This window comes from Shewanella sp. 2_MG-2023 (assembly GCF_030548905.1).
Classification (GTDB): domain Bacteria; phylum Pseudomonadota; class Gammaproteobacteria; order Enterobacterales; family Shewanellaceae; genus Shewanella; species Shewanella electrodiphila.
The window spans coordinates 419,904-433,708 of sequence record NZ_JAUOSO010000001.1 but is presented as its reverse complement, the minus strand read 5'-3'; the positions used below and the strand labels follow the sequence as shown (position 1 = coordinate 433,708).

Here is a 13,805-nt window from a genome sequence, read left to right as displayed (position 1 = left end):
GGTTAACCTCGAGTACTCTCTGGTTCAAAAACTTCAATGTAAGCTTCTGTACGCATTTCATCTAACCAGTTCTGCAGTTCTTCGTTAAATTTACGACGATAGATTAACTGATGAGCACGGTTACTATTAAACTGATCCGTTGCATCAGTTGTACGCTTTTCTTCTAATTGAGCTATGTGCCAGCCGTGTGTGGTGCGGAATGGCTCACTTATCTCATATATTTCAAGACTGTTTAGTGTTTGAGCAAACTCTGGTACGTAAACAGTTGGTTCAGCCCAACCTAATTCGCCGCCTTTAGCCCCTGAACCAGGATCTTCTGAATATTGACGGGCTAGATCTGCAAAGTCAGCTTCACCTGAACGAATTTGTGATAAGAAGCTTTCTAGCATTGCCTTGGCGCGATCTTCAGAAAGAATCGGTGACGGTTTCAGCAGAATATGGCGTGAACGTACTTCACTGATTTCTTGGGTTTGTAGACCTCGGGCATCCATGATTTTAATAATATGGAATCCAGAACCACTTTTAATTGGACCGATAACATCGCCATTTTTCGCATCAGTAACCACCTCAGCAAAAAGTGTAGGCATTTCATTGATGCTCATATAATCCCAAATACCGCCTTCTAGCGCTTTTGGTCCTGAAGAAGAGGCAATAGCTGTACGTCTGAAGTCTTCACCTTCATTTAAGCGTTCAAGTACGATGTTAGCACGCTTGCTTGATGCTTCAAGTTGTTCACTGGTTGGGTTGCTAGGCACTTCAATTAAGATATGACCTACTTGGAACTCAACATCTTTAAGGCCTTGCTCTTGAATCATCTTAACTAAGTTATTGATCTCTTGCGGAGAAACCTGAATACGACGCTGAACTTGAATACGTTGAATTTCACCAATGGTAATTTCTTCACGAAGTTGTTCACGGTATTGACCGAAGCTCATGCCTTCGCTTTCGATCTGTTGTTGCATTTGGCTAACAGTTAACTGTTGCTCTTTAGCAATATTTTCGATGGTTTGATCTAATTGTAAATCACCAATTGAAAGGCCGATTCGTTCAGCCATTTGTAACTGTAAATGAGTTAAAATTAAGCGTTCAATAACTTGAGTGCGTAAGGCATTATCTGAAGGCAGACCTTGACCCGCTTTTTCAGCATTTGATTTAACCGAAGTGATCATATGGCTGATTTCGCTTTCGAGTATGATACCTTCATTGATTTGCACGGCAACGCTGTCTAGCGGCACAGGAGCAGCTATCGATACTTGGCTTGCAGCCAGAGTAAATAAAGCAAAAATCATTTTCTTACAGTGTTTCATCCACAGAATCCTTGGCACTTAAATTTTCTAATTATTATTGGCACTGTCGCCAAAATAGTGTTGTTAACGTTTAATAGGACTATTTGTTTTCCACTAGGTTCAGCAATCTATCACAAATGGTGCATAAATGATGGCTAATTGCTTAAGTAAAGTGGTTTGCGATAGTTAAATAATCCTTCGTTTAGCATATCTTCAACACCGAGAGGACCAGAACCACCTAAACCTTTAATAATAAAGTTGAGGTATACGCCACTCTCAAATTGTTCTCTAGTATCAATACTAGGGTTTAAATCATCGTCGTAATTGGTCTTGATGCGGTAATGATAACTTAAACGCATTGCCCAGCAACAAGCCTCATATTGCACCCCAGTGTAGGTTTCAATACTACGAGATTCGTTGAGATCGTAATAAAAATTACCCACAAAATACAAATCGTCGCTAATAGGCCATGAGGTACGCATACCCACCTGAGAAATATCTACTCGGTCGTTGGTATTGGTATTTAATAGGTCTGGCACATAGCGATAACTAAACTGAAGCAACTTATCATTACTTGGACGAAAATCTAATGTCACTTCACTTTTCTTGGTTTCACCTTGTTCACTATCAAATTGCACAGCACCACTAATGAACCAATCTTGATAAAGGTTAGCATCCACTTCAGCGGCTAATACTGAGGTTGACGGTGATACTTCAACATTCTCATCAGCAAAGTTAATTCTACTGTCTTGGAAATAAATAATTTGACCAATACTGACTTTTAATTTCTCGATATTCGCGTCATCAAATAAACGCGTTGTGAGACCTAATGTCATTTGGTTTGCATCAGCGATTCTATCAAGACCTGAGTAACGTCGGTCGCGGAATAAACCAAAGTAATCTTCTTGTAATTTAGCTGAATCGTAAATGCCAATACCATCTTGGTCTTCATAGCCGACATAAAGGTATTGAAATTGTGGCTCTAGTGTTTGCCTAAAATCGGCGTCAAACATATGGGTTTCACGCTCAAAGTTAATTTGACCGTGCAGTCGGGCTTGAGGGATGGTACGACTCACCGTATCTTCAAGTTCACTATCACTGGCAATATTATTTTGCCAATATTGAGTTTGAAGTAACTTTATTTCACTGGTCAATGAACCCGCTGGGCCCTGAATAGGTAGGGTAATACTCGGCTCCATGTGGAAACGCGTTGCCGTTGAGTATTCATTTTCTTTGTGCTGAAAGTTTGTTAATTCAGAATTAAATTTGAAATCTAACCCTTCCCAGAAATCATTAGTTTGATAATTAAAGTTAAGCTGTGGCATGACTTGATACGGCACTTCGTCTTCGCCCAGCACTTTAATATCTTGGACTTTCATACCAAAATCCCAATCTTTTTCAAAGTAATTGATTTCACCCACTCGCGATAACTGATTATCGGTAGAACGATTGACATCTGAACTTAAATCATTGAAATAGTTATTATCTGATACGTCTGTAAAGTTCGCTTGTACACGCCAATTTTCATTAATTGAACCTTGGTGACGCCAGTGGTAAAGGTAACGATCTGGACTATTGTCTAATTTGTCATCATTGGCGAGATATTCTAGGTTAAATTGACCCTCTTGGTCTTCACCTGCTAAATATCGAAATTCTGTTTTAGAGTAAAAACCACGTGCAGACATATAAGTCGGCGTGAAGGTTAGGTCATACTCAGGCGAAATATTCCAGTAATAAGGCGTGCTAACTTCAACACCATTGGTGGTGCTGGTGCTAAAGTCAGGGAATAAGAAACCCGACTTACGCTTATCAGAAACTGGAATCGTCATATAAGGCACATACATCACGGGTACACCCGCAATACGGATTTTAGCATCCCAAATTTCGCCCCACTCTTCAGTGCTATCAATGCGGATTTCTTCCGCTTCTAACAGCCACGAATTATCGCCTACAGGACAAGTGGTAAAATTGGTATTGCGTAACTCAAGGTTATTTTGTTCAGTGACTTTTAGTTGTTCAGCATCGCCATGGATTTGCTGACCATGCAACCAATATTGCGCACCATTAAGTGTCGCGCTACTGGAAACCATTTGCGCATTGAGGGAGTCCGCTGTAACAGTGAACATCTCATCTGAGAAAATTAAGTTACCATTGGCATCTAATTGTTCATTTTTTTGGTCCAAAATAGCTTCGTCAGCGCTGATATGACGAGTACCTTGGCTAAAACTGACGTTACCTGAGAAATGTGCTTTATCGCCCATAGCAGCTTCTGAACGATCAGAAATGATCACAATATCTTCTGCTGATAAATTAGGGACTTGTTGGCGTTCGTCAATCGAACTAGAAACCGGTGGGTTAATCACACAATGAAGCTCAACCGCTTCTGTGTCAGTGGGTTCTTGTGCCGAGACTAGGTTAGGTAACAGGCTCAATGCCAGAAAGTAGCGGATCTGCATTTTAATTAATGATTATGAATTCTTAGTCTAGACAAAATGAATCGAAAAAAAGCCGCAGCTAACAATTTATCTTTAGCTGTTTCCAAATGTTATGTTGGCTATAATAAAGCAATTTTCCCATAAGAGCCATTGAGATGAGTTTATCAGATAGAAGATTTATTTTACTAAGGAGTTGGTTGAGTCAATATTTTAAGACAGAGGTGTCTATTGAACTCATTTGTGGGGATGCCAGTTTTCGTCGCTATTTTCGAGTTAAACATTTAGCAAACTCTTATATAGTCTCAGATTCACCGATTGAATTGGTGCCGATTATGCCTTTCATTTATATGGCGAAAGCTTATGAAAAGGCTGGTTTGATAGCCCCGAAGATAATTGCACAAGATGAGCTAAACGGGTTTGTTTTACAGTCTGACTTAGGTGATGAGCAGCTTTTAAATCAATTAAACGAGCACTCAGTGACCGATTTGTACCGCAAAGCCTTAGCGTTATTACCTAAAGTCGCCACCGTCACTGAAACTGAACAAGGCGTATTACCTGTTTATGACCAAGCATTTGTGGCGCGAGAATTAGACATATTTACTGAATGGCTGTTAATTAAACATTTGGGTTTGACTTTAAGCCACAGTGATAAAAAGATTATTGAGCATGCATTCAGTGTATTAACAACAAGTGCGCTTGAACAGCCAAGTGTCGGAATGCATCGAGATTTTCATAGTCGCAATATCCTCGTTGTTGATAATGAGCTAGCACTGATTGATTTTCAGGATGCCGTGTTAGGGCCGGTTACTTATGATGCTGTTTCTTTACTAAGAGACTGCTATATCAAATGGCCAAACGAGATCATTGATTCATTAAAACAAGAGCATTGGCAGTTGTGTCTACAACAAGGGTTAATGTCTAACAGTGTTACTTTTACACAATATCAAACATGGTTTGATTTAATGGGCTTACAACGACATGTTAAAGCCGCAGGCATTTTTGCTCGACTGAATCATAGAGATGGAAAAGCGGGTTACCTAAAAGATATTCCGTTAACTTTAACCTATATCGTAGAAGTTGCCGCTTTATATCCTCAGCTACATCAGTTTGGTGACTGGGTTAAACAACATGTATTACCAAAAGTTAACTGTGCGTAACAGCATGAATTCTAGATGTGTAAGCCATTTTTATTAAAGAGGTTATAGATGAAGGCGATGATTTTGGCTGCTGGGCGGGGAGAGCGCTTAAGACCTTTAACGGATAAAGTGCCTAAGCCATTAGTTAAGGCCGCAGGTAAATCCTTGATAGTTTATCATCTCGAAAAGCTGGCTAAAGCCGGCATCAAAGAGGTAGTGATTAATCATGCTTGGTTAGGCCACAAGTTGCCGGAAGCATTAGGTGACGGCAGTAGCTGGGGATTATCAATTCAGTATAGCGCAGAAGAAAAAGCCTTAGAAACAGCTGGCGGGATTAAGCAAGCATTGGCGTTATTGGGAGACAAGCCTTTCTTACTTATCAATGGCGATATATATATCGATGAATTACCTGATCTAGAGCAGGCAAAGTCTGTAATGCGTGCCAATTCAGAATTAGATGCTTTTTTATGGTTAGTTGATAATCCTAAGCATAATCCACAAGGGGATTTTGCTATTATTGATCAACAAGTGTCTGAATCTGAGAGTAATAAGTTTACCTATTCAGGAATGGGAATATATCACCCCAAAATGTTTACTGAATTAGCTCCTGGAAAAAGCGCTTTAGGTCCTTTATTGAGACAAAAAATATCGCTTGATAAAATAGCGGGTAGCTATTCTGGCTCATATTGGTGTGACGTAGGAACAGTAGAGAGATTGGCACAGCTCACACACTATATTGAAAATCATTAATGTATTCACTTAACCAAGACGTTCGTAGCAGCTTGGTGTAATTTAGCGGGAAGTTTGATGCGTATTTGGGGCAAAGTTTTTGGGTTTATCATTGGCTATATGTTCGGCAGAGGTTTTGGTGCTGTTTTAGGGCTGTGGTTAGGTCATTTATTTGATAAACGAGCAGGGTTTGCGGATATGATGCGCAAAGGTCAAGCCCGCCAAGCTCAGTTTTTTAATACGACCTTCACAGTAATGGGCCATGTCGCTAAAGCCTCTGGTCACGTCACTGATGTTGATATTCGTATCGCGTCAATGTTGATGGATCAAATGAAGCTCACTGGTGATGCCAGAAAGGATGCCCAGACGGCATTCAGAAAAGGTCGTGATGCCGATTTCGATTTAGTAGAAACCTTACGTGAATTTCGTGCTATGAGCCAAGGTCGAACAGAAATTCTGCAAATGTTTTTGGAAATTCAAATTCAAACTGCGTTATCCGATGGTGAATTACACAGCAAAGAAAAACAAATTTTATCTACAGTTGCCAAAGAGTTAGGTTTAGGCCAAGCTCACTTAGACGCGCTACTTAATCGCTGGCAAGCCGAGTTTCATCATCACCAGTCAGGAGCTGGCAGTGCAATGCAACTTGATGATGCTTATTCGATGCTGGGTAAAGAAGAATCTTCAAGTGACCAAGAAATTAAACGGGCTTATCGCAAATTGATGAATGAACATCATCCCGATAAATTAGTCGCTAAAGGTCTGCCAGAAGAAATGATGGAGCTTGCTAAAGCCAAAGCACAAGATATCCAGTCGGCATATGAAACCGTCAAAACATCCCGAGGAATGCGCTAAAAATATTCACGGAAAAAGTATGAGTTAGCTCGGGATTATTATTCTAGTTATTGTTCGAGCTGATATTCAAACAATTTTCCGAGCTATTTCAATGATAATTGCTTGTTGTATACGGAGTTACACATGAAATTAACCGCTATTGCGAGTTTCGTTACTATTGTCAGTACTGCTGCAATATCTTTTTCATCTCAAGCTGAAATTTATGTTTCCCCTTTTGGTGGTTATAGTTTTGGTAGTAGTGAATTTGATATTTCAGATCCTAATACCAGTGAGAGCGGTAAGTTAAAAATTTCAGAGTCAGAACATTATGGCGTCATGATTGGTACGACAACCAAAGATCCTGGCAATATCTATTTTCTATACAGTACTCAAGCAACTGATGTGAGAAATGGTGCTTTTAGCAATGAAGTGTTTAACGAGCTTGATGTTGATTATTTCCATTTAGGTGGCAGTTTATATTTTCCAAATGGCAAGTTTAAACCTTACGTAACAGTTACAGCTGGGGCAACGCATATGCGTCCAAGCGGTGATTACTCATCAGAGACACGCTTTTCGATGGGCTTTGGTGGTGGTGCAGCATATGAAATCACGCCGCAAGTGGCATTATTTGCTGATGTAAGAGGCTATGCGACATTCGTTAATTCAGATAACACATTCTTTTGTGGCCCTAATGAGTGCGTTTGGCATATATCTGCTGATGTCATGTGGCAAGGGCAGGCCAATGTCGGTTTAGAGATTAAATTTTAAATAGGTGACCGAGCATGAAAATAGTCGTACTTGATGGCTATACACTCAACCCTGGCGATCTTAAATGGGCATCTTTGTCTTCACTAGGTGAAGTGGAAGTATTTGAACATAGTTCAAATGATCAAATAATACCTCGCTGTCATCGAGCTGATATTGTGCTTACTAATAAAGCTGTAATCTCTGAAAATGTGATACTGCAGTGTCCACAACTTAAATATATTGGTGTCACAGCAACAGGGACGAACGTTGTTGATATGAATGCTGCTAGTGAACGTAATATCGTGGTAACCAACGTGCCTGCTTATGGACCTGATGCCGTAGCTCAGATGGTATTTGCCCTGATTTTACAGCACTGCCAACAAGTCTCTTTGCATGACTGCGCGGTTAAGCAAGGCCAGTGGACAAGCTCCCGGGACTTTTGCTTCACTTTATCTCCTTTAATGTCACTCAAAGGAAAGACCATTGGTATTGTGGGCTATGGTGATATTGGCCAACAAGTGGCTTCATTAGCGACTGCATTTAACATGAAAGTGATTATTACCAGTGCTCATGAAAAAACGGATTTACCTGAAAATGTTACCTGGCAACCTTTGGATGTTCTACTCTCTCAATCAGATATCATTTCATTACACTGCCCGTTAAATGAAGCGACTGATAAGATGATTAATCAAGGCAGTTTATCTTTATTGAAAGTGGGGGCGTTGCTAGTGAATACAGCACGTGGTGGTCTGATAGATGAAGCGGCATTAGCACAAGCGTTGAATCAGCAGCAACTCTTCGCCGCTGTCGATGTACTTTCTACTGAACCGCCAGAAAAAAATAATCCTTTGTTATCAGCCGATAATATTATTATCACTCCACATATTGCTTGGGCAACAATTGAAGCTAGGCAGAATCTATTGAACATTGCAGTAAATAACGTGAAGCAGTTTTTGAATGGCTCACCGATTAATACAGTGAACTAGCATTTCTTAAGCAATGCTCAAGTAAAAAGCCTAACACTCACATGTTAGGCTTTTTCGTTTTACCAATAAGGTACTCAGCATTCAAATGCGAGCTAAAAAACGACGTTTACTTCAGCTGCAGAGCGTTTGGCTTTAGCGATTGATGAGTCGATGTCTTTATCTCTTGCAAGCGCGACACCTAGTCTTCTGCGGCCATCGATGTCAGGTTTACCAAACAATTTAACTTGAGTGTCTGCTTCCAATAGAGCATTTTCTACACCTTGATATCGAATGTTACTTGATTGGCCTTCAGCAAGAATAACTGCAGATGCACTGGCACCATGCTGCCTGATTTCCGTGATTGGCAGGCCTAAAATAGCGCGAACATGTAATGCAAATTCAGAGATATCCTGGCTAATGAGTGTAACTAAACCAGTGTCGTGTGGTCTTGGCGATACTTCAGAAAAGTAAACTTTATCACCTTTGATAAAGAGCTCTACTCCAAAGAGGCCAAATCCACCTAAGGCTTTTACTACTTGTTCACCAATTTGTTGTGCTTTTTCAATCGCGACAGCTGACATTGCTTGTGGCTGCCATGACTCACGGTAGTCACCATCTTCTTGTCGATGACCAATCGGGTCGCAATAATGAATGCCATTTATAGCACTAATGGTTAGTAGCGTAATTTCATAATCAAAATCAATAAAACCTTCGACAATCACGCGGCCGCCGCCAGCACGTCCGCCTTCTTGTGCATATTGCCAAGCTTGCTCTATTTGCTGCTCGTTTTTAATGACGCTTTGCCCTTTTCCAGAAGAGCTCATAACAGGCTTCACGACACAAGGTAATCCAATTTTAATTATTGCTGCTTTAAATTCGCTTAAGTTATCGCAAAAGAAATAAGGTGAGGTTGGGATGCCTAACGTTTCAGCTGCAAGTCTTCTAATGCCTTCACGGTCCATGGTTAATTGTGTGGCTTTTGCTGTTGGAATCACATTGACCCCAGTGGCTTCGATTTCCACTAGTGCTTGTGTGGCAATGGCTTCAATTTCAGGGATAACCAGATGAGGCTGCTCAAGTTCAATTACCGCTTTTAATGCGACTTCATCGAGCATATTGACGATATGAGAGCGGTGTGCAATTTGCATTGCTGGAGCATTAGGGTAACGGTCGACTCCAATGACTTCAACGCCGAAGCGCTGCAGCTCAATGGCTACTTCTTTTCCGAGTTCGCCGCAACCTAGCAGCATGGCTTTTATAGAGCCTTCAGTACCGGCAGTACCAAAGTTGAAAGGAGTATGAGCGTTCATTGTTTTACCTTGTTAGGAAGCTTGTAGGGAGATCACTGATTCATTTTATCTTTTATTCGTAATCGATTGATTAGCAAAGGCTATAAATGTGTAAAAGATCACGAGAAAAGAGTTATTTTTTTAGCGAATAAACAGGGTATTACAGTTATTTTATTGTTGAGCGTATGCTATCTTTGAGTTGTAATTGGGTTGTAATTGAGTTGTAATTGTGTTGCTTGGTTGTCGGGTGACACTTTGGATTTATTTTGGTTCGATTAACTTGCTTTACCTTCTAGTAGGAGAGTTATATGTTTTTGGATTATTTTGCTTTGGGACTTTTGTTCTTTGTAGCATTAGTTATTTTCTATGGTGTGATTGCCATTCATGATATTCCCTATGAGATTGCCAAGAAGCGTAATCACCCACAACAAGATGCACTTCATATTGCTGGCTGGGTCAGCTTATTTACCATGCATGCTATTTGGCCATTTTTATGGATTTGGGCAACCTTATATCGTGAAGATAGAGGCTGGGGGTTTAGTAATGGCAAAAAGCGTGAATTAATCCTCGAAGGTGAGGTGAGGGAGCTGATGGAAAAAGTTGAACAGTTAAATCAACGTTTAGGCAATCTTGAATCTCCAGAAACCAAGCAGTCTCAAACAGAGACCACCACACCACAACAAGAGGCGTAATTATGGATCTGTTACTGATTTTAACTTACACCGCGCTATGTGTTGCTGTTTTTAAGATATTCAAGATCCCGTTGACTAAATGGACGGTCCCCACAGCTGTTTTAGGTGGCATAGCATTAATCGGTACCTTATTGGTATTGATGAACTATAACCACCCCTACACTAAGTATACACGTGAATACTTTGTGTCTATTCCAATTAACCCTGCGGTTCGTGGCTTAGTGGTTGAGGTAAATGTAAAGCCTAATGTTCCTGTAAAAAAAGGCGATATATTATTTAAAATTGACCCCACTCCTTTTATCGCGGAAGTTAAAGAAAAGCAGGCCGCACTGGAAGATGCTAAACAAGCTGTACCGCAACTGAAAGCGTCGTGGGACAGTGCGATTGCCAAAGTGACCCAAGCTGAAGCTAACCGTGATAGAGCTAAGCAAGCTTATGAACGTTATGACGAAGGTAAACGAAAAGGTGGCAAAAACTCGCCATTTTCTGAAATTGAACTGGATAATAAGCGCCAAACTTATTTAGCTTCAGAGGCTCAGTTTAAAGCTGCTCAAGCTGATGAAATTCGTTTCCGCTTAGCTTTTCAATCGAATATTGATGGCGTAAATACCGATGTTGCAGTTATTCAAGCTCAATTAGACGAAGCGCAATTTAATCTTGAGCGTACTGAGGTTAAAGCGCCTGTAGATGGTGTTGTCACTCAGATGGCACTTCGCCCTGGTGTTATGGCAGTGCCTATTCCACTGCGTCCCGCGATGACATTTATACCTGATGAAGATAGATATTTTGCTGGCGCGTTCTGGCAAAACTCATTGCTGCGTTTAAAAGAAGGTGACGAAGCCGAGCTTATCTTAGATGCTATGCCTGGAGTGGTTCATAAAGGTAGAGTCGTTAAAGTCTTACCTGCAATGGCTGAAGGCGAGTTGCAATTTGGTGGCACATTACGATCTTCAAATGAGTTGTTCAAGCGAGGCCGCGCGCTCGTGCTTATTGAACTTGATGACGAAAATGAATTGTTAGCCAATTTACCTGCGGGCGTAGCAGGGCAATCTGCGATATATACAGAGCATTTCACTCATGTATCGATCATTCGAAAAGTATTGCTACGAATGCAAGGTTGGCTGAACTACTTGTTTGCTGAAGGGCATTAAAACTAAGCTAATATAAAAAAGTCCGCGATTGCGGACTTTTTTATTATTATTAGTTGGTAGTTAGTTTAGCTTTTCGGCTGTGGCGGGAATAGAGCGAGTATTTGGTTGATAGTTTTGCTGGTTTCTGCCACTTTTTCATCGCCACCGGCTTCAAAATCGAATTCATCAGTGCCGCGCCAAATTAGTCGATTTTCTTTTGTATCAATCATATCAACTTGAATCACTTGAATTTTAGCACTGTCGCTGCCAATAGGAATGCCCATGCTAGTGCCAACACCCACTCCACCATGACTACCACTAGTGCCAGTACCTAGGCCAATAGAAAGGCCTGAACTCTTAGGTTTGTCTTTAGTGAGAAAGGCATAACTGACAAGAAAGTCACTTTGCTGTGCTTGTTCTGTGAAGCCTTTTGCAATTAATGTTGTTCGTATATTGGCTCGAATTCGTTCGGCGCTCAGTTGGTCACCTTGGTCGGGAGTTTCAATGAAGTGGAAACTCTTTAACTGACTAAAATCGTACTTTGTGTCGTAGTCGGAGTTACTTTTGGTACTTTGGCAAGCACTGATAGTGAGTATAAAAAAGAGTAATAAAAGATGGCGAAAAATCATAGGAACTCCAAAGGTGTTTGCTGCTAATAACCGATAAAAGGTTGGGGAAAGTTTCATCATTTTGACGGTATAGCCGTAGTCTTATTGTTAATAGCTTAATTCAATTTAGCCTAGTTAACCAATGTTATACCTATATTAAACTATGATTTATATGATGATTAAGGTCTTTCGAATATGCCTTTTACTAAATTAGTGCTAGATTAGAACAATAATTGTTCAATGATAAAGCGAGGATATGGAGCAGCTCAGTTTTCTTTCGGTACCAAGTCCGTGTGTAGGTGTGTGTCAAACTGATGCGCGCGGTTATTGTGTGGGCTGCCTTAGAAACAGAGATGAGCGTTTTAACTGGCTCCATTTCAATGATGCGCAAAAGCACAATATTATTCGTTTATGCTTGCAACGCAAACGTCGTCGACAATACGCAAAATATAAAGCTCATCAAATTGCTGTTAAAGAACAACAAGCTAAAGTGAATCCTCAGTTGGATTTTGAAGAAGAAAAAGAAGATAAATTAGATTTTGGCGATTTTTCTTTGGACTGAACACATTTGGACTTTTTGAAAAAAACCTCAACTGTAGCCCTTAAACCTTGCTCATTTTCTGAGTTAGTTATTGATTATGCTTGCGTTTAGATATCAGTCGCAGGCTTAAGTTTTACATTTCAATGTTATCTAGGCCAAATCAAAGTAAATGACGTGTTATCTTCATCACTCACTAGGTTCACTCTGCCTTTATGACGATGCATAATTCGCTTAATAATGGCCAAACCTAAGCCGTGACCTTTATTGCCTTTATGTTGTGACTTACTGCGGTAGAAAGGTTCAAATAATTTTTCTTGGTCTTCTTCTGGAATCGCTTCACCGTCATTAACCACAGATAAAAACACTAACCTTTCATCATAACTTAAATACAGCTCAATGCTGGTTTGAGTATATCTTTGTGCATTAGTGATAAGGTTTTGGATTGCACGTTCTACCAGTGGAGGCTCTGCCATGATGCACATTTCATTCCTCGCATAATGGAAATTAATTGGTTTATCACTGAGTGGCGTCAAGCGCGCTGAAAGTTCTTCAATCATGCTGATTAATTCGCATTTTTCTAGGCTTGGTTCTTGTTGAACTTCAAGGCTGGCGTAGGTAAGTAACTCCTGTAATAGCGTTTCCATTTCTTTGATATCTAACTGCATTTCATCAAGGAAATCTTGTCTTCGCTGCTCATCACTTTTCGGCTGACAATACTGTGGCAGAAGTGCGAGGGCAAATTTCAATCTTGCTAATGGCGTTCTAATTTCATGCGAAACGGCATTTGATAGATGCTTTTGGTTATCGATTAAGTCACTGATATGTTGTGCCATATCGTTAAAGGTATTTGCAAGCGGCGCAACTTGAGAGCTGGCATTTAGTTCAATGCGGGTATTCCATTTGGCTTCGCCAAAATTTTGAGTGGCCTTTTTTAAGGTTTTTAAATCTTTTGATAGCGGCCAAACCCAAATTAAAGCAACAAAAGCTAAGGATAAATAGAAGCCGATAGTGAATATGTTACGTAACTGTCCACGGGGATCAATATCCACAGGTCCAGCCATTAGGACTTGATCACCTACAGCGATGAATTGTAGTTCGTGACTATTATCTGCTGTGGTCGTGATAATTTGATTGGTAGAAAAGACCACATCCCCACTTAATGCAATTTCATTTTTTTCGAACAACTGCAACGGATAAGGAAACTGATTATTAATGAGATTTAACTGATGCTGGCGATCAGCTTTGGGCTGCTGAGCTAGGAGTAAGGCAAAGGCGATTAAAGGTGAGTCAATATTGTCGTTTTCTTCAACTTGTTGCTGCCAGAGGCTATCTAATGTCCAGCCTATACCCAAAAAGCTTAGGCTTAATAATAGGTATAGGCTGATGAAGAGTCTTTTCAAAGTCTTCTATAAC

Annotated in this window: 13 protein-coding genes; 8 read left to right on the top strand and 5 right to left on the bottom strand. The window is 40.4% G+C overall.

Annotated elements, in window-relative coordinates; all coding sequences use genetic code 11:
* Positions 1-2: 2 nt before the first annotated feature.
* Together surA and lptD are read right to left on the bottom strand one after the other, a co-directional pair.
* Positions 3-1,307 carry a peptidylprolyl isomerase SurA gene (gene surA, locus Q4600_RS01850; protein WP_303512304.1) on the bottom strand — a complete coding sequence of 435 codons (1,305 nt, stop codon included), beginning with the start codon at positions 1,305-1,307 and terminating at the stop codon, positions 3-5.
* Between the two features lie 134 nt (positions 1,308-1,441).
* Positions 1,442-3,742: an LPS assembly protein LptD gene (gene lptD, locus Q4600_RS01845; protein ID WP_303512306.1), complete on the bottom strand. Its 2,301-nt coding sequence runs from the start codon at positions 3,740-3,742 to the stop codon at positions 1,442-1,444.
* A gap of 176 nt (positions 3,743-3,918) precedes the next feature.
* On the opposite strand from lptD, the gene Q4600_RS01840 reads away from it, so the two are divergent.
* The 5 genes from Q4600_RS01840 to Q4600_RS01820 all read left to right on the top strand — a co-directional run bounded on the left by Q4600_RS01840 (position 3,919) and on the right by Q4600_RS01820 (position 8,153).
* Entirely contained in the window at positions 3,919-4,878 is a 960-nt protein-coding gene (locus Q4600_RS01840; RefSeq protein WP_241906502.1) for an aminoglycoside phosphotransferase family protein, read from the top strand.
* A 48-nt stretch (positions 4,879-4,926) separates the two neighbouring features.
* Positions 4,927-5,607 carry an N-acetylmuramate alpha-1-phosphate uridylyltransferase MurU gene (murU, locus tag Q4600_RS01835; RefSeq protein WP_102529846.1) on the top strand — a complete coding sequence of 227 codons (681 nt, stop codon included), beginning with the start codon at positions 4,927-4,929 and terminating at the stop codon, positions 5,605-5,607.
* 57 nt (positions 5,608-5,664) lie between these two features.
* Positions 5,665-6,441 carry a co-chaperone DjlA gene (gene djlA, locus Q4600_RS01830; protein WP_102529845.1) on the top strand — a complete coding sequence of 259 codons (777 nt, stop codon included), beginning with the start codon at positions 5,665-5,667 and terminating at the stop codon, positions 6,439-6,441.
* A 123-nt stretch (positions 6,442-6,564) separates the two neighbouring features.
* A complete protein-coding gene (locus Q4600_RS01825; protein ID WP_102529844.1) occupies positions 6,565-7,188 on the top strand; it encodes an outer membrane beta-barrel protein in 624 nt (207 codons plus the stop codon).
* A 14-nt stretch (positions 7,189-7,202) separates the two neighbouring features.
* Positions 7,203-8,153, top strand: coding sequence for a D-2-hydroxyacid dehydrogenase (locus tag Q4600_RS01820; protein ID WP_303512317.1), 951 nt, complete (start codon positions 7,203-7,205; stop codon positions 8,151-8,153).
* Between the two features lie 92 nt (positions 8,154-8,245).
* Here the strand turns inward: Q4600_RS01820 and purT are convergent, their stop codons facing one another.
* Positions 8,246-9,442, bottom strand: a complete 1,197-nt coding sequence (gene purT, locus Q4600_RS01815; RefSeq protein ID WP_303512320.1) for a formate-dependent phosphoribosylglycinamide formyltransferase — start codon at positions 9,440-9,442, stop codon at positions 8,246-8,248.
* A 287-nt stretch (positions 9,443-9,729) separates the two neighbouring features.
* Between purT and Q4600_RS01810 the strand changes: the two genes are divergently transcribed.
* Both Q4600_RS01810 and Q4600_RS01805 read left to right on the top strand, forming a co-directional pair.
* On the top strand, positions 9,730-10,113 hold the full coding sequence (locus Q4600_RS01810; RefSeq protein ID WP_102529841.1) for a DUF3302 domain-containing protein: 384 nt from the start codon (positions 9,730-9,732) through the stop codon (positions 10,111-10,113).
* Positions 10,114-10,115: 2 nt separating this feature from the next.
* Positions 10,116-11,264: an HlyD family secretion protein gene (locus Q4600_RS01805; protein WP_303512323.1), complete on the top strand. Its 1,149-nt coding sequence runs from the start codon at positions 10,116-10,118 to the stop codon at positions 11,262-11,264.
* A 65-nt stretch (positions 11,265-11,329) separates the two neighbouring features.
* Here Q4600_RS01805 and Q4600_RS01800 read toward each other — a convergent pair whose 3' ends face one another.
* Positions 11,330-11,872, bottom strand: coding sequence for a DUF4136 domain-containing protein (locus Q4600_RS01800; RefSeq protein WP_303512325.1), 543 nt, complete (start codon positions 11,870-11,872; stop codon positions 11,330-11,332).
* 235 nt (positions 11,873-12,107) lie between these two features.
* Between Q4600_RS01800 and Q4600_RS01795 the strand changes: the two genes are divergently transcribed.
* On the top strand, positions 12,108-12,413 hold the full coding sequence (locus tag Q4600_RS01795) for a DUF1289 domain-containing protein (protein WP_102529838.1): 306 nt from the start codon (positions 12,108-12,110) through the stop codon (positions 12,411-12,413).
* 125 nt (positions 12,414-12,538) lie between these two features.
* On the opposite strand, the gene Q4600_RS01790 is transcribed toward Q4600_RS01795, so the two are convergent.
* Complete coding sequence (locus Q4600_RS01790) at positions 12,539-13,792, bottom strand: ATP-binding protein (RefSeq protein ID WP_303512328.1); 1,254 nt, start codon at positions 13,790-13,792, stop codon at positions 12,539-12,541.
* Positions 13,793-13,805 lie beyond the last annotated feature (13 nt).